Source organism: Rhodohalobacter sp. (genome assembly GCF_041686455.1).
Lineage (GTDB): Bacteria > Bacteroidota > Rhodothermia > Balneolales > Balneolaceae > Rhodohalobacter.
On sequence record NZ_JAWLDW010000049.1, the window covers coordinates 2,033 to 18,761 of the forward strand.

At 43.4% G+C, this 16,729-nt stretch carries 11 protein-coding genes; 9 read left to right on the forward strand and 2 right to left on the reverse strand.

Going from position 1 to position 16,729, the window contains the following annotated elements; genetic code table 11:
• On the reverse strand, nucleotides 1-3,284 hold a 3,284-nt coding region (gene secA / locus ACESM0_RS07550), incomplete at its 3' end, for a preprotein translocase subunit SecA (protein WP_372905199.1).
• 296 nt (nucleotides 3,285-3,580) lie between these two features.
• Here secA and rpmH point away from each other — a divergent pair.
• The 6 genes from rpmH (at nucleotide 3,581) to ACESM0_RS07580 (ending at nucleotide 9,591) form a co-directional block, all read left to right on the forward strand.
• The gene (gene rpmH / locus ACESM0_RS07555) at nucleotides 3,581-3,736 is read left to right on the forward strand and encodes a 50S ribosomal protein L34 (protein ID WP_372905201.1); all 156 of its coding nucleotides are present in this window, start codon (nucleotides 3,581-3,583) and stop codon (nucleotides 3,734-3,736) included.
• Nucleotides 3,717-4,181 (forward strand): ribonuclease P protein component, encoded by a 465-nt coding sequence (locus ACESM0_RS07560; protein WP_372905203.1) that lies wholly within the window; start codon nucleotides 3,717-3,719, stop codon nucleotides 4,179-4,181. The genes rpmH and ACESM0_RS07560 overlap by 20 nt, the downstream gene beginning before the upstream one ends.
• A gap of 13 nt (nucleotides 4,182-4,194) precedes the next feature.
• A complete protein-coding gene (yidC, locus tag ACESM0_RS07565; protein ID WP_372905205.1) occupies nucleotides 4,195-6,033 on the forward strand; it encodes a membrane protein insertase YidC in 1,839 nt (612 codons plus the stop codon).
• A 204-nt stretch (nucleotides 6,034-6,237) separates the two neighbouring features.
• Nucleotides 6,238-7,593: an NfeD family protein gene (locus ACESM0_RS07570; protein ID WP_372905207.1), complete on the forward strand. Its 1,356-nt coding sequence runs from the start codon at nucleotides 6,238-6,240 to the stop codon at nucleotides 7,591-7,593.
• Nucleotides 7,586-8,362, forward strand: coding sequence for a slipin family protein (locus ACESM0_RS07575; protein ID WP_372905209.1), 777 nt, complete (start codon nucleotides 7,586-7,588; stop codon nucleotides 8,360-8,362). The genes ACESM0_RS07570 and ACESM0_RS07575 overlap by 8 nt, the downstream gene beginning before the upstream one ends.
• Nucleotides 8,363-8,571: 209 nt before the next feature.
• Nucleotides 8,572-9,591 (forward strand): isoaspartyl peptidase/L-asparaginase family protein, encoded by a 1,020-nt coding sequence (locus tag ACESM0_RS07580; RefSeq protein WP_372905211.1) that lies wholly within the window; start codon nucleotides 8,572-8,574, stop codon nucleotides 9,589-9,591.
• A 396-nt stretch (nucleotides 9,592-9,987) separates the two neighbouring features.
• Here ACESM0_RS07580 and tnpA read toward each other — a convergent pair whose 3' ends face one another.
• Nucleotides 9,988-10,464: an IS200/IS605 family transposase gene (gene tnpA / locus ACESM0_RS07585; protein WP_372905213.1), complete on the reverse strand. Its 477-nt coding sequence runs from the start codon at nucleotides 10,462-10,464 to the stop codon at nucleotides 9,988-9,990.
• A gap of 558 nt (nucleotides 10,465-11,022) precedes the next feature.
• Between tnpA and ACESM0_RS07590 the strand changes: the two genes are divergently transcribed.
• The 3 genes from ACESM0_RS07590 (at nucleotide 11,023) to ACESM0_RS07600 (ending at nucleotide 16,645) form a co-directional block, all read left to right on the forward strand.
• Nucleotides 11,023-12,549, forward strand: coding sequence for a carbon-nitrogen hydrolase family protein (locus ACESM0_RS07590; protein WP_372905215.1), 1,527 nt, complete (start codon nucleotides 11,023-11,025; stop codon nucleotides 12,547-12,549).
• A 159-nt stretch (nucleotides 12,550-12,708) separates the two neighbouring features.
• Nucleotides 12,709-14,445 (forward strand): Na/Pi cotransporter family protein, encoded by a 1,737-nt coding sequence (locus ACESM0_RS07595; protein ID WP_372905217.1) that lies wholly within the window; start codon nucleotides 12,709-12,711, stop codon nucleotides 14,443-14,445.
• A 115-nt stretch (nucleotides 14,446-14,560) separates the two neighbouring features.
• Complete coding sequence (locus ACESM0_RS07600) at nucleotides 14,561-16,645, forward strand: prolyl oligopeptidase family serine peptidase (RefSeq protein WP_372905219.1); 2,085 nt, start codon at nucleotides 14,561-14,563, stop codon at nucleotides 16,643-16,645.
• The last annotated feature ends 84 nt before the right edge of the window (nucleotides 16,646-16,729 follow it).

Genomic DNA, 16,729 nt, shown 5'->3' on the forward strand with positions numbered 1-16,729 from the left:
CGTCCCGGCTCATCTTCAACCGTTACCGGCTGGCGTTTCTCGCCTGGAGCTGAGGGTTTCTGCTGACCATCTCCATCAGCTTGTTGGTTGCCACGAAAACCCATATTCGTCGCGTCTGCCTGCTCAGCCTGGGCTTTAGTCATATCATACTTGCTCTTCTCTTTCTGAGCAGCCTGGACTTTACCTTGATCGGCTTGAACTTCAGGAACAGCTTTCCAAATCAGAGAAATTGTCTCTTTATTGATTTCATCAATCAGCATCTTGAACATCTCAAATGCCTCTTTTTTGTACTCCATCAGCGGATCTTTCTGCCCGAAAGAGCGCAGACCAATACCCTCTTTTACCGTATCCAACTCTCGCAGATGTTCCATCCACTTATTGTCAATTGTCGACAAGATTGCCGAGCGTTCAAGAGATCTTGCAACTTCGCGTCCTTCATTTTCTGCAGCTCTTTCAACATCCACAACAATTCTCATGCGTCGCATTCCATCTGTGAAGATGACCTGAATTTTCGATGGCTTCTTCTCTGAATCTGACTCTTGAATCTGCTGTATAATTCTGTAGAGCGGCTCTGATACCATCCGTTCCTTTCTGCGATAGTTCTCGTACGCTTTTTTAATGATATGATCCACAAGGCCGTCTTCACCCAAAATAGCCCACTGATCGAGATCAATTTCAACCTCAACAGCAAGCTGTCGTAGAATTTCATCGTGTAATTCTTCAAACTGCCCTTCCGGATAATATTTATCCACAATGCCTTCCACCATATCCTCGAGCATGTCAAAGATATCGCTCTGCAACTGGTCGCCCAGAAGAGCATTTTTTCTGCGGGAGTAGACAACATTTCTCTGATTGTTTAAAACATCATCATACTCAAGCTGTTTTTTACGAATTGCAAAGTTATTCTGCTCTACTTTTTTCTGTGCACGTTCGAGTGATTTACTCACCCATGGGTGCTGAATTACCTCACCTTCCTCAAAATTGAGTTTGTCCATGATGTTGGCAATTCGGTCTGTCCCGCCAAACAAGGTCATCAATTCATCTTCAAGCGATACGTAGAACTGCGACATTCCCGGATCTCCCTGACGTCCGGCACGTCCCCGAAGCTGGAGATCAATCCGGCGAGATTCGTGACGCGCCGTACCCAAAATGGCAAGACCGCCTTTCTCTTTTACTTCCTCGGAAAGTTTAATATCTGTACCACGACCCGCCATGTTTGTAGCCACGGTCACGGCACCTACTTGTCCAGCATGAGCTACAATTTCACTTTCACGGGCGTGCTGTTTAGCGTTCAGTACATTATGCGGAATATTAGCGCGTTTTAGCATCCGGCTCAGTTGCTCAGAAACATCAACGCTTGTTGTACCTACAAGTACAGGCTGGCCTTTTTTGTGGAACTCCTGAATTGTATTGATAGCCGCTTTATACTTCTCCCGCTTTGTTCTGAATATCAGATCTTCCCGGTCATCCCTGACAATGGGACGGTTGGTTGGAATTACAGTTACATCCAGGTCATAAATTTCATTGAACTCACCCTCTTCCGTCGCAGCAGTACCCGTCATACCAGACAACTTATGATACATACGGAAGTAGTTCTGAAGCGTAATAGTTGCATAAGTCTGGGTGGCTGCCTCCACTTTAACTTCTTCCTTCGCCTCAATCGCCTGGTGGAGACCGTCTGAGTACCGCCGTCCGGAAAGCACACGACCAGTATGCTCGTCCACAATCTGAACCTTTCCATCCTGAACAATATACTCCTCCTCTTTCTCAAATAGGGTATAGGCTTTCAGTAACTGATTCACAGTATGAATACGATCGCCGCGCTCGGCAAATAATCTGTGCAGCTCGTTGAATTGTTTTTCGCGTTCCTGCTTCAGCTCAGTTTTTGCCTCCTCAATTTTCTTCTCCTTGTACTCATCGCTAAAGTCCTCGTTTTTCCTGATCTCTTCAATTTTCTCTTTCTCGAGCTGGTCCATCTTCTCTTCGATTTCAGAGGTTTCAGTACCCAAGTCAGGAATTACAAAAAACTCATCACCCTCTTCTTCTTTGGTGATAAAATCACGGCCTTTCTCCGTCATCTCTATAGATTTCTGCTTCATATCTACCGCGTAGTAGAGGTGTTCGTCAACGATAGGGAGATTCTTGGCATTATCAGCCAGATAGAAACTCTCCGTCTGTTGTACCAGACGCTGATACTCTGCTTCCTGCATCAGTTTTCTAAACTTCTTATTTTTTGGGAAACCCCGTTCAGCCCGATAGAGAGCGAGACCGGCTTCGTCATTCTTTCCCTCTTTATGTAACCGTTCAGCATCACTCACAAGAGATGCAACCAGCGCTTTTTGAGCCTTCACCAGAGATTGAACCCTGGGCTTCATCTCTTCATATTTCTGCTGGCTGTTTGACTGAGGAACCGGACCCGAAATAATCAGTGGTGTTCTGGCTTCATCAATCAGAATAGAGTCGACCTCATCAATAATGGCATAGTGATAATCTCTCTGTACAAGCTGCTCCTCTTCGATAACCATGTTGTCACGAAGATAGTCGAAACCAAATTCATTGTTGGTTCCGTAGGTAATATCGGCCCGGTACGCTTTCCGGCGAGGTTCCGTATTGGGATCATACCGGTCTACGCAGTCTACATTAAGGCCGTGGAAGTTAAAAATCGGCTCATTCCATTCAGCATCGCGTTGTGCGAGGTAGGTATTTACCGTAATAATATGGACACCGCGTCCTGCAAGTGCGTTTAAGTAAGCGGGAAAAATTGCGGCAAGTGTTTTACCCTCACCGGTTTTCATCTCCGCAATACTGCTTTGGTGCATTGCAACAGCCCCAACCAGCTGAACATCGTACGGTACCATATTCCATTCAATTTCTGTACCCGCTACTTTCCAGCTTTTACCTACAAAACGCCGGCATGTATCTTTTAAAACAGCGTAAGCCTCCGGCATAATTTCATCCAGTGTATCTTCCAGAATATCGAGCCATTCCTGTTCCAGTTCGCTCAGGCGATCGGAAAATTCTCTTCTCTCTTCAAGGGTGATGGATTCGTCATTGGAATCCATCTTCACTTTAATTTCGGAAATCTGATCACTGGTTTCTTGAGTCCTCTCTTTAATCAGTTCTCTGAAAGATTCTGTTTTTTGCTTCAGCTCATCATCCGTCAAATCTTTCATTTCGTCTTCAAAGCTGTTGATTTCGTCAACAATAGGCCACAGTTTTTTTAGGTCCCTTGCGCTTTTAGTTCCAAATATTGACGTGAGGACTTTGGATATCTTGTCTAACATACAGTTAAATAGGAGTTAAAAATATTTTTGAATGAACTTCATAAGTTACAGCTTAACAGCAGGCAGTTCAACACTCCTTTTATAGAAGCTGAACTTCAGAATTGTTCAGAAAATTAGTGCTAAACTATGAATCCGACTTATGCAACGAATAAGTTCCATAAAGATTGGAATACGTTCCGAAGTTATAATACTGCTATTTAAGTAAATAAAGCATTCGATTTTAAATATTTTATTCTTATTTTTGGGGTCTACCTAAAAATAGGATTTCGAATTTTAGCTAATAATTCAGTTTAGTCATGAAACGTACGTATCAACCAAGTAAGCGTAAGAGAACAAACAAGCACGGCTTCAGGAAGCGAATGAAATCTTCCAATGGGCAAAATGTGATTAAAAGACGCCGTAAAAAAGGACGCCATAAGCTTACGGTAAGTAATGAAAAAGGACCGAAATAGTCCCCAATCAAATCACACTGATTTTTCTTTACCGCGATCTAATATTCTTCGGGGCAAAAAAAACTTCCAACGCCTCTTCGAAAAATCGACTGTTTTGAACTCAGACTCTATCCAGTTCCGATATAGAATTTATCCGGATTCATCTGAAGGCTGTTTAATTGGATTTGCAGCTCCGAAGAAAAAATTTCCCAAAGCGGTACAACGTAATAAGGCTAAACGATTGTTGCGTGAAGTGTACCGACACCAGCAAGCCCACCTCCGTGATCTCTTTGATCAACAAACTTTTGGATTGCACGGCCTTTTTTTAGCTAACAATCCTGATCTATCATTCAAAAGCATTGAAGATGATATGATTCCCATGCTCATAAAAACAAGAGAGCGGCTTTTGCGAACAAAATTTAAATCTGGTCTTAACGATCACTCAATCACCAAAGACATTAAATAGATAGGAAGCAATTTTGGATAAGAATACGGTTACAGGACTTCTACTCATTTTTGTTCTCACGATAGCCTGGGCATGGTTCACAATGCCAAGCCAGGAAGAAATGGAGCGTCAGCAACAGGAACAGTTAAGACAAGACAGTATTGCTGCAGCTCAAGTTGAGGAAGATACAGAACCTCAGGATCCTGCTGTAGAGCGTGAATCTCAAGCAACTGAATCGATACAGGAAACACAACAGACTACAGAGCCAAACAGACCTTCTTTTGGAGTTTTTGAAGATTCAGGTATAGCCGACACCAGCCTGGCAGTTGTTCGCACCCCTCTTTATGAAATAGAACTAACAAATGTTGGTGCAGGTCCGTCCAAATATACTCTGCTTGGACATAAAACATGGGATCAGGAGTTAGTCCAAATGATTGCCGATACTACAAAATCGGCTTACTCTATGGAGTTTTTATCGTTCCAGAATTACAATATTGAAACTGACCAACTGGTTTTTGAACCCCTTTTTGATGAAAATGAGTTTTCGATTTCTGACGAAGACAGTGTAACAATTGCATATAGGCTACCCGTCGAAAATGATGCCTCCATTGTTTTCACTTATACATTTTATGCAGATCAATATGCGTATGATCTGGATATTGAGCTGAATGAAATGCAGCAATATATAAGTGGTACAAATGTGGAATTCGGCTGGAAGTCCCCTCTCAATCTTACAGAAAAAGATCGTGTATTGGATGCTCAAAACAGCATGGCATACACCTATGCCGGAGACGTTCTGGAAAAATTTCAACTTGAGGAAGAAGGTCGAAATGAACAGAGAATTAACGGTACGATTGACTGGGTATCCTCCAGATCCCGTTTCTTTGGCCAATATATCAAGCCGGTTACAGGTGCCAACGCATCCATAATGATCGGTGAACTGGACGGAGAACCAAGTGAGCCGGGAGCACTTCACCACTATCAGGTATTTTTACAATCAAGTATTGTAAACAATCCTGTCCTCTCTTATGAAATGTACGCCGGTCCGCTGCGATACTACGACCTGAGAAATTATGATGAGCATGCTTATGATGTAATTGAGATCGGGTATGCACTATTTCGATGGTTTGCGGATCCATTGGTTCGATACGCCATTATTCCATTCTTTGCATTTGGGAGCATGTTTATCTCCAACTATGGAATATTGATTATTCTATTTGGAGTCATCATTAAGCTGATGCTTTTTCCTCTGACTCAGAAGAGCTTCAAGAGCATGGCAGCAATGCGTGAGTTACAGCCCCAGCTCAAAGAAATTCAGGAGAAGTACAAGGATGAACCACAGAAACAGCAGAAGGAGACCATTGCTCTCTACAAAAAAGCGAAAGTGAATCCGCTTGGGGGTTGTCTGCCTATGCTGATGCAGTTCCCAATTTTGATTACACTCTTTTTCTTTTTCCAGAATTCGATGATTATTCGACAAGAGTCGTTCCTTTGGGCATCTGACTTATCGGCGCCGGATTATATCTTAGATTTGCCGTTTACTATACCCTTGATGGGTGATCAACTGGCCGGATTTGTACTGTTAATGTCTGCAGCAATGTTTCTCCAAACCAAGGTAACCGGCGGTATGAGTTCCGGAGCACCAACCAGTGGCGGACCCAACATGAAAGTATTCATGTATATCATGCCGGTGATGCTGCTCTTTATCTTCAACAACTTTGCAGCCGGTTTGAGTCTCTACTATCTGGTATACAATGTGCTTTCTGTTGCTCAACAGTACATCATTAACAAGCAAACCTCTTCCAATAAACCGGAAGAAGTTCATGAGGCTAAGAAAAAAGCCAAGAAAAAATTAAAAAAGGGCAAGAAGTAGATTAGCCTTTAATTACGGGTGCAATTTTAAAGAGGTGCTATAACGAGCATCTCTTTTTTTATTTCTACACTTCCTCTTTTCTCAGCTAAAGATTGTGCCTGAAAAATGTTAATATTCAGGACCACAAATCATCAATTTATTATTCAGACCACTTTTCACAGAAAAGCGGAACCTTTTGATTCTATTTAAACTTTTGGCTGTACAATGAATAAACATTTTTTGATATCAGCACTTTTGTTTGTAGTTGGAACTGCTTTTGTCCTTCAGGACAGTGAAACAGCCGTTACTGACACTATTGAGACTACGCAACAGTCCACCGGATCATCTTCTGTCAGCGTTATCAGCGTTACAGGCACCATTGGACCTACTGCTACACAGTATATCACGCGAAGCCTCCGAAAATCAAGCGAGGCCGGTGATGAGCTTCTTATCATACAACTCGACACACCGGGAGGTCTTCTTGATTCCACCCAGGATATTGTTCAGGAACTTCTTGGCAGCGCTCATCCGGTTGCCGTTTACGTGTCACCTCAGGGAGCAAATGCCGGTAGTGCCGGAACATTCATCACGCTGGCTGCTCACATTGCCGCAATGGCTCCGGCCACTAATATTGGCGCCGCCTCTCCTGTATCGATGGGAGGAGGAGAAATGGATACCGTTGCTCAAAATAAGATATTTAACTACTCCGAAAGCTATATCGAATCCATCGCTGAACAGCGCGGAAGAAATACGGATTGGGCAAAGTCTGCAGTGCGTGATGGAGCATCCATTACTGCAAATGAAGCACTTGAGATCAATGTGATCGACTATATTGCGGAAGACATTGATGAATTACTCGCTACAATTGACGGTTTAGAAGTTGAAGGAAAAATTTTAAATACCGATGGAGCAGAGAAAAATGAAATTCCGCAGACATTAGGTGAAATATTCTTCAGTTTTCTACTGCGTCCGGAAGTCATGCTTATACTCACCTTAGTTGCCATTTATGGAATAATCGGTGAGGTAACGAATCCCGGCGGAATTATTCCCGGAGTTGCAGGAGTAATCGCTTTGATTTTATTATTATATGGAGTGGCAGCCATGCCGATTAATTTAGCCGGGTTTCTGCTAATCGGTTTGGCTATTATACTATTTGTCGCAGAAGCATTCACACCAGCATTCGGGTTATTAATCACAGGAGGAGCCGTGGCTTTCTTTTTAGGAGCAATGATGTTATTTCAGGATCTGCCGGATGAGATGCAGATTTCCATGTATTGGCTGATACCCGCAACCATTGTTACAGCCGGATTTTTTGCATGGATTGTTACATATGGAATAAAATCTCTCTTTAATCCGCCAAGATCCGGTCTTGAATCAACGGTAGGAAAAACTGCGGAAGTAACAGATCCTATTCTGCCCGATCAGCCGGGACGCATTTTCTTTGACGGAGAATATTGGACGGCTGAGAGTGAAAAGCCGCTGAATGAAGGAGATATCTGCGAAATTGTAGAATTTAAAGGACTAAGAGTAACCGTTAAACCATTAAACCAACCACAAACCAAGGAGTCTTCAAATGGATGATCCAGGATCAATTACAAACATGTTAGTGTGGATTATTACGATCGTAATATTTCTCTCCGTTTTTCTGCCGCAAATGTTCAAAATTATGAGAGAATACGAACGAGGTGTCGTATTTCGTCTCGGTAAATTTCAAGCTACAAAAGGGCCGGGCCTTATTGTCCTGATCCCATTTATTGATAAAATAGAACGTGTTGACCTGCGTGTACTTACAATTAATGTGGACAAGCAAGAGGTTATCACAAAAGACAACGTAACCGTTAATGTTGACGCCATCACCTTCTTTAGAGTTGTTGATGCAGAACGTGCCGTTATTCAAGTGGAGCGTTACATCGCTGCCACATCAATGATTGCACAAACCACTCTGAGAAGTGTGCTTGGTCAATTTGAGCTGGATGAACTGTTGGCTGAACGTGATAAAATTAATAAGCAAATACAGGAAATCATCGACAAACAAACCGATCCATGGGGAATAAAGGTAGTATCTGTTGAGGTAAGAGACGTTATTCTTCCCGAAACGATGAAACGCGCGATGGCTCGTCAGGCTGAAAGTGAGCGTGACAGACGTGCTAAAATTATTAATGCACAAGGTGAATTTGAAGCAGCTGCCAAGCTGGTAGAAGCCGGTGAAATGATTGAAAAAACACCGACAGCACTTCAACTCAGATATCTGCAAACCATGGTTGAGCTCAGTGATGAGAACTCCACATTTACATTTTTACCGCTACCTCTGGACTTTCTAGAATCGTTTCGAGCTAAGAAAGATCAGTAGAGGCTTTAAAAAGCGATGAACGTTTGTCAATCTGTTCTCGAAATTTCAGTAAAAGTGTTTTCACTTTGCTCAGAATGGTAATACAGATTTTCATGGCTTTCTTGTGATGATTTAAACTTCAAAACCCGGTATTCAAAATGCCGGGTTTTTTATTTTACAGTTGCTTCATCTATTTTAAATCAATCCTCAATCTTTCAAACAAATTTAATATGAACTATCGATTTACCTTTATCTCTTCTCTGATAATCTCCCTGTTTTTATTTGCAAGCTGTGCAGATCAACCTGAAGCAGAATCTACTCAATGGGCATTGGCACTGCATGGCGGAGCCGGAACCATTTCTCAGAATCTGCCTGACTCCGTAAAGCAGCAGTATTATGATGGATTGGAAGAAGCGCTACGAGCCGGAGAGGTTGTCCTTCGTGACGGCGGTACAGCATTAGACGCCGTTGAATACGTTGTACGAAATTTGGAGGATAATCCTCTGTTTAATGCTGGACGCGGTGCCGTTTTCACAAAGGAAGGCGGCCACGAACTGGATGCCGCAATTATGGATGGAAGTACGCTTGGCGCCGGAGCCTTGACAGGTCTGACTACTGTTAAAAATCCAATCAGCCTGGCACGAAAAGTTATGACCGATTCACCGCATATTTTATTCTCCGGTGAAGGAGCTGAAACCTATGCCGATCAAACCGATGTAGAACGAGTGGATAATGATCATTTTCATACTGGTCGACGCTACCAGCAGTGGGAACGTGCACAGGAAGAGGCAAGGGCAATAACTCCTGAAGAATCCATTCAAGACTGGATTAAGGATACCAAGTTCGGAACTGTTGGAGCCGTGGCATACGATGCTGACGGAAACCTTGCGGCTGCAACTTCAACAGGTGGCATGACCAACAAGCAGTTTGGCCGTGTAGGTGATGTGCCGATTATTGGTTCAGGTACATTTGCCAATCATATCGCCGCGATTTCTGCAACCGGTTGGGGTGAGCAGATTATGAGAAATGTTTCAGCAAACACCATTGCAAACTACATGGAGTTTAAAGGGGGCTCACTGGACGAAGCGATGGATTTTGTTCTGAATGAAAGGCTTGATCCCGGTGATGCCGGATTTATTGCAGTTGATAATCAGGGAAATATCTCCATGAAAATGAACACCACCGGGATGTTCAGAGCTTCGCTTAATTCCAATGGCGACCGTACCGTGATGATTTGGGAAAATGAATAACCGTTAATGCACTGGGTGCCCCCGATATCGGAGGCTTGATTAAATCTGCTGATTGAATTACCCCACCGTTGCCGGTGGGGCTACTCTCGGGCGTTCCACTGCTCTCGGGACTTCTATTAAAGATTTTCCATTTACTGTAGATAAATCGAACGAATAAATTAATCACCGGTAATCCATGATAGGTGCAACAATGGTTCACGGTCACTGGATAGATCTTGCAATAATATCGATGATTCTAATTAACTGATGATTTGATAAAACTTAGTCTCGCTGACAAGCGAGACGTCCGAGTGTAGGCCTCCCGATTAAAAGCATCGGGACAGGCTGTGCGTGAGCGCAGGTATTCGAGCGACAGCGAGAATCAAAGCCCCCGGTAACGGGGGCGACTCTCAACTCCTAACCCACAGGCTTGAGCTGATTAATTCTATCTGATTTCTGTTTAATTTCAGGCTCAAATTTTTCCAGGATCATCTCCAACTCATCATCAAAGGAGAGATTTCGGTGTCTCTTTCTTTGGTTTCTGACGTATTTCTCAACCTTCGTAATTTGTAAATAACCTACGCTGAACGCAGCATAACCCTGTTGCCACCTGAATTTACGTTTGTGTGGATAGAATGTATCATTCATCCACTTGGACGAAATACTCTTCAGCTTTTGCATTACAAAACTTATTGACAAGTTTGGCGGAACCGATAACAGAAGGTGTAAATGGTCGGATGTTCCTCCAATCGCAATCGGTTTAATCCCCATTCTTCGGCTTACGGCTCCAATATAACTCCATAGTCTTTTTTCAATATGCGGCGAAATCAGGTTCTCTCGGTTTTTTGTGCCAAATATAAAATGTATCTGCATTTTGGAATATGTCTTTTTCATGATCTCTCTGTTAAATTAATTGTGTTTGATCTACTAATAAGATGAGATTTTTGAGAATTCCTGACAGATTTATTTGATATAAATGTTCGTGGTTGAGGAGTGTCGCCCCCGAATACGGGAGCTTGGTGACGGGCTATTCCATTTGACATCCCAACCTTGAATGGTGGGGCCACTATCGATCTTCCTGTCTTCACAAGACTGGTTTTGGCTAGTAATATTACGTCAGCATTTGTTAAAACACCAAGTAATTATCAGATTTTCACACCCCTCTTTGTCTCCCTTTTTAGGGGAGAATTGGTTTGTGCAACTTTTGTCGGTTCTGTTGCAATGAAAAAATTTTTTCAGAACGTTAATACCAATCCTCTGAACATATAATAGGATTAAAGTTCAGTGATAGAGGGTATTTGAGCGACAGCGAAATTCTCTGCTCGGGGTAATCGGACGGCTCTCCACTACTAAACCTGACTAAAAAATACATCTCTCCTATATTCAGGATTCATCCGTCCGTTTCTTACATTTGTCTGTGTCACATCCATTCATCATTAGTCATTAACCATTATGAAATCCATCGATAAAATTGAGCTTCAGCATCTGAAACTCTCAGACTATAAAACCCTTCAGGAGCTGATGATCAAATGCTATCCAAAAGTTCAGGATCCGGCATGGACCAAAGATCAAATCAAAAAACTGACCACACTTTTTCCTGAGGGACAGACGGTTATTAAGGTGGATGGTGAGATGGTAGCATGTGCTCTTTCCATCATCATAGACTACCAGCTATTTGACGATAAACACACCTATCTGGATATTACCGCTAACGATACCTTCAAGACTCACACCAATGATGGAGATACATTGTACGGCCTCGATATGTTAGTTCACCCTGACTACCGTGGATTACGCTTGGGTCGACGGCTATATGATTACCGGAAAGAGCTATGCGAAGAGAGGAATCTGAAGAGTATCGTATTTGGAGGAAGACTACCCAACTTCCATAAATTTGATGACCTGAGCGCCAAGCAGTATATCGAAAAGGTAAAAAATAAAGAGATTCATGATCCTGTACTCAACTTTCAGCTATCTAACGATTTTCATGTAAAGCGAGTTGTTAAAAACTACCTGCCCGAAGATGATGCTTCAGAATCGTACGCTGCCCTACTGGAGTGGTCCAACATCTACTATCAAAAGCCACAGAAAAAATATATACCTCAGAAAAGTGTAGTTCGGCTCGGTTTGGTTCAATGGGGGATGCGTCCATATGCCGGATGGGCAGATCTGACAGAGCAAATCGAGTATTTTGTAGATGCCGTATCAGGGTACAGAGCTGATTTTCTACTTTTCCCGGAGTATGTAAACGCTCCGTTAATGGCTGAGTATAATCACCTCTCCGAGCCCGATGCCATTCGGAAACTGGCCGGCTATACGGAGAGATTAAGAGATACATTTGCCGAATATGCCATCTCCTACAACACCAACATCATTACCGGCAGTATGCCGGAGTTTAAGGATGACGTACTCAAAAACATTGGCTATCTCTGTAAGCGAAACGGGGAAGTGGAGCGCTACGAAAAAATTCACATCACACCCGATGAGGTAAAAGTGTGGGGAATGACCGGCGGAACACAGATCAGAACATTCGACACCGACGCTGGAAAAATTGGGATTCTGATCTGCTACGATATTGAATTCCCGGAGCTCAGCCGTTTACTCGCAAAACAGGACATGGACATTCTCTTTGTTCCTTTCCTTACCGATACCCAAAATGGATACTCACGAGTTCGAAACTGTGCCATTGCCCGGTCTATTGAAAATGAGTGCTATGTAGCCATTGCCGGAAGTGTGGGAAATCTGCCGAAGGTTCACAATATGGATATCTCCTTTGCGCAATCCGTGGTATTTACTCCCTGCGATTTCTCGTTCCCGACAAATGGTATTAAAGCAGAGGCTACACCTAACACGGAGATGATTTTGATTGTGGATGTAGATCTCGACCTGTTAAAAGAACTCCACGAACAGGGAAGCGTGCGAACCATGAAAGACCGGCGAACAGATCTGTATGATGTAATTGCCATTGAGAAACCCTAGAGCTAAACGTATTACATTACTATTATCAATTACTTGAACAGTAATGTGTTTTCTTTGGGGCTGAATCTCTTAACATTAATTTAACTTGCTACCCACCTGAATTAATGTGCATCTTTAAGCTTGCTTACTAAATCAATCTGTTGAGATAATACTCGTTAAATGAACTATACGTTATTTGATTTTCTGCAGCTGATCGGGGCATTGGGGATCTTTATCTACGGGATGAAAATTTTCAGTGACGGCCTTCAAAAAGTTGCAGGTTCACGTCTGCGCTCTATCCTGAAAGGGATGACAACCAGCCGGCTTAGGGGGATATTTACAGGTTTTACAGCGACAACTATTACACAGTCCTCATCTACAACCACCGTGATGGTTGTAAGTTTTGTAAATGCCGGACTGATTACGTTTGTCGAATCAACCGGGGTGATAATGGGAGCCAATATTGGTACCACCGTTACAGCCTGGATGGTTTCTATTTTCGGCTTCAAAATGAAAATTACCCCGATAGCCATTGCGATGATCGGTATTTTCTTTCCATTTATGTTTTTCGGAAAAGAGAAGCTGAAAAACCTCGCTGAAACAATGATCGGCTTCGGTATTCTTTTTATTGGTCTGGAGTTTATCAAAGATGCCGTTCCTAATATTCAGGATAATCCGGAGATGTTCGCCTTTTTGGACTCCTTTACGGAGTTTGGGTTTGCCTCCATGGTGATTTTCGTAATAATTGGTACTCTGCTCACCCTGCTTACACAGTCTTCTTCCGCTGCTACCGCCATTACACTCGTGATGTTATTCCAGGGCTGGATTACATTTCCTATTGCAGCTGCCATGGTATTGGGGGAAAATATAGGGACAACAGTTACAGCAAACATTGCTGCTATTGTTGGTAACGTTCATGCAAAAAGGGCAGCGAGGTTTCACTTCATTTTCAATGTGTTCGGGGTGGTATGGATGCTCTTATTGATTAATCCCTTTTTAATGGGGATTGACAACGTGATGCATTACTTCCAGCCGGAAATAGGCTCTATCTTTGATGATTCCCAGGAAGCACGGGCAGCTGCTACATTGGGTATCTCACTTTTCCACACAACGTTTAACGTACTGAATGTTCTACTACTCATTGGATTTGTTCCGGCTATTACAAGGTTTGTCGAACGTTTTCAAAAAGAAGAAGAGGATTCCGATCAAGTTTTCCGTCTTAAATTTATTTCCGGCGGTTTAATGTCGTCATCTGAACTATCTATTGCACAGGCATTTAAGGAGATCGAACTGTTTGGCCGGCTTATTGAAAAGATGCATATCAGCTTTAACGGCCTGTTTTTCAAAAAGCAAAATAAGCAGGAAAAATTCCTTAAAAAGATCAAGAAGCGGGAACAGATTACGGATAACATTGAGCTTGAGGTTGCAGAATATCTCACAAAAATTTCAAGCAGTAATCTAACAGAAACTTCTACACGTAAAATCCGACTCATGCACAGCATGATTAATGATCTGGAGCGAATCGGTGATATCTACTTTCAGATGTCGAAAACTTTTGAACTGATGGAAAATGAAGAAATCCAGCTTCCTCAAGAGGCCATTGATGAAATAGCCAATATGTTGGATGTAGTTCGGGAAGCTATTAAAATCATGCGTGCCAACATGGAGAATTTTGGAGATGAAATTGATCTGAATCCGGCCATCGAAATTGAACAGGAGATTAATCGCAAACGCGACATGATGAAAGACGCTCATTACAAGCGCCTGGAAGATGGTGTATATAATTCTAAGGCAGGGGTTACATACCTCGATTATCTCACTCGCCTCGAAAAAATCGGCGATCATATCTTCAATGTAAATGAAGCATTGGCCGGTAAGAAAATGAAGATCCATAGTGATCTAATCACTGAAGGCTAACACTCATTCTTAAAAAAATTTGTAAAACGGCCCCTCGAGGGCCGTTCTTATTTTAATACTACCTTCTGTTCAATTACATTACGGTTCTTCAACCTTAAGAAATAGATCATATACGATGAGGAACCGATACGTAAAATTCACACCTATACTTTTACTTCTCGTTTTCTGGATCTCTGCACCACTCATAGCTCAACAAGGTGTTACTCCGGAAGACTACTACAAAACCGTTTTTGTAAGCCAGACTGAAATTTCACCGGATGGCAGCTATGTTGCCTTTACACGCACAACCATCGATGTAGAAAACAACAAGCGGCATCGTGAAGTGTGGATGCAAAAACTCAACAGTGGCCAGCCGGATGGCGAACCGTTTCGGTTTACCGATCCCACCGTTGAATCGTCCGGCCCGCAGTGGTCTCCTGATGGAGAACTTCTGGGAATCCAGTCGCGCCGGGGAGATGACGACAACTCCGTTCGTTTTATTCGCGTTACGGAACCGGGCGGTGAAGCATTTACCATCGAAGGACTCGATAGTTCTCCCATTTGGTCGCCCGATGGATCAACCATCGCTTTTGTGAAAGAACCGGAGACCGAAGAGGAACAGGAAGAAAGAGCCGGATGGATTGCTCCCGATGCCATCACCAATACCCTTGATGCCGAGCGTTTTGATGGACGGGTCATCACCCAAATGCAGTACATGCAAGACGGCAGATCCGAGTGGCTTCCTCATCCATCCATTAACAAAAAACGTCAGCTCTTCCTCATATCTTCAGATGGCGGAGATTCTGAACAGATCACCGAAATGGAGTTTAATACTGGTGATGTGGAGTGGGCACAAGATGGCAGCAGAATATACTTTTCCGGTGATCCTCTCGAAGATGATGAGTACAACGACGACTTTACTCGTAATATTTATATGATCGACCTGGATTCTAAAGAAGTTTCCCAGGTTTTCGACATGGAGGGCACACAGCGTTCACCGGCTGTTTCACCCAACGGACGTTTTATGACATTCCTTCAGTCTGATGAGCGTGGAGCCCAAACTGATATTATGATTACCGCTCTGAACACAAATGGAGAACCAACCGGTTCAGTAACCAACCTGACTGAAAACTGGGATCTTTCACCCGGATCACCCAACTGGACTCCAAACGGAAATGCGTTACGCTTCAGCACACAGATTCGTGGAAATTCTCACCTGTTTGAAGTCAACCGAACCGGAGGCGAAATTCGTCAGGTTACAGGTGGGGAACGCAGACTAAGCAACTTCTCAACAACGGAGAATGGCCGCTTGATGGCGTACACGGCAACAGACGCCGTTACACCTGCCGAAGTGTTTGTTTCCCGGGCTGATGGAAGCCGTGAAGTGCAGCTCTCCCGCTTTAATGAAGAGTGGATGGCCGACCGTACAATCAATCCGGCAGAAGAAATTCTCTGGACAGTGGATGACGGAACGGAAATACAGGGATGGGTTATCAAACCGGTAGGGTATGAGGAAGGAAAATCCTACCCGCTGGTGATGAAAATTCATGGCGGACCACACTCCTATTACGGCAATACCTGGTTCCAGGCATTTCACACGCTTTCTGCTTCCGGAATGTTTGTTTTCTATCCTAACCCGCGTGGATCTTCCTCCTATGGACACGATTTCATGTATGCCACCAAGGAGCAGTGGGGCTTTTTGGATGAAGAGGATTTCCTGAAAGGCCTCGATGCCGTTCTTGAAAAATATCCCGATATCGATGAAGATCGTGTTGGAGTGAGCGGAGGAAGTTACGGCGGATACATGACCAACTGGCTCACGGCCCGCTACCCCGATAAGTGGAAAGCTGCGGTTACCAGCCGCTCTATTTCGAACTGGTTCAGCTGGTACGGTTCGTCCGACGCACAGGGACTCACGGAATATGAATTTGGCGGATATCCCTGGGAGAAGCAGGAACTCTATTGGGATCTTTCACCTCTAAAGTATGTGGAGAATGTGGAAGCCCCAACGCTGATTATTCACAGCGAAGAGGACTGGAGGACACCGATTACAGACGGCGAACAGTGGTACATCGCCCTCAAGAAGATGAAGGTACCGGTTGAGTTTGTGCGATATCCGAGATCTTCTCACGGATTATCCCGAACCGGTGAACCATGGCTGTTAGTTGATCGACTGGAAAGAAAGCGCAGCTGGTTTGATCACTGGCTAAAACAAGATTAAAAAATAGTCCTTTAGATATGGTCAGCTTTGGTTGACCATATCTCTATTTTTTTCGTGGCTGTGTTTTGTCAGGACAATTTTTAA

Bases quoted from the DNA above. Each gene is read 5' to 3' on its own strand.
- rpmH (WP_372905201.1), top strand. From the start codon at position 3,581: ATGAAACGTACGTATCAACCAAGTAAGCGTAAGAGAACAAACAAGCAC.
- ACESM0_RS07560 (WP_372905203.1), top strand. From the start codon at position 3,717: ATGAAAAAGGACCGAAATAGTCCCCAATCAAATCACACTGATTTTTCT.
- ACESM0_RS07570 (WP_372905207.1), top strand. From the start codon at position 6,238: ATGAATAAACATTTTTTGATATCAGCACTTTTGTTTGTAGTTGGAACT.
- ACESM0_RS07575 (WP_372905209.1), top strand. From the start codon at position 7,586: ATGGATGATCCAGGATCAATTACAAACATGTTAGTGTGGATTATTACG.
- ACESM0_RS07580 (WP_372905211.1), top strand. From the start codon at position 8,572: ATGAACTATCGATTTACCTTTATCTCTTCTCTGATAATCTCCCTGTTT.
- tnpA (WP_372905213.1), bottom strand. From the start codon at position 10,464: ATGAAAAAGACATATTCCAAAATGCAGATACATTTTATATTTGGCACA.
- ACESM0_RS07590 (WP_372905215.1), top strand. From the start codon at position 11,023: ATGAAATCCATCGATAAAATTGAGCTTCAGCATCTGAAACTCTCAGAC.
- ACESM0_RS07595 (WP_372905217.1), top strand. From the start codon at position 12,709: ATGAACTATACGTTATTTGATTTTCTGCAGCTGATCGGGGCATTGGGG.
- ACESM0_RS07600 (WP_372905219.1), top strand. From the start codon at position 14,561: ATGAGGAACCGATACGTAAAATTCACACCTATACTTTTACTTCTCGTT.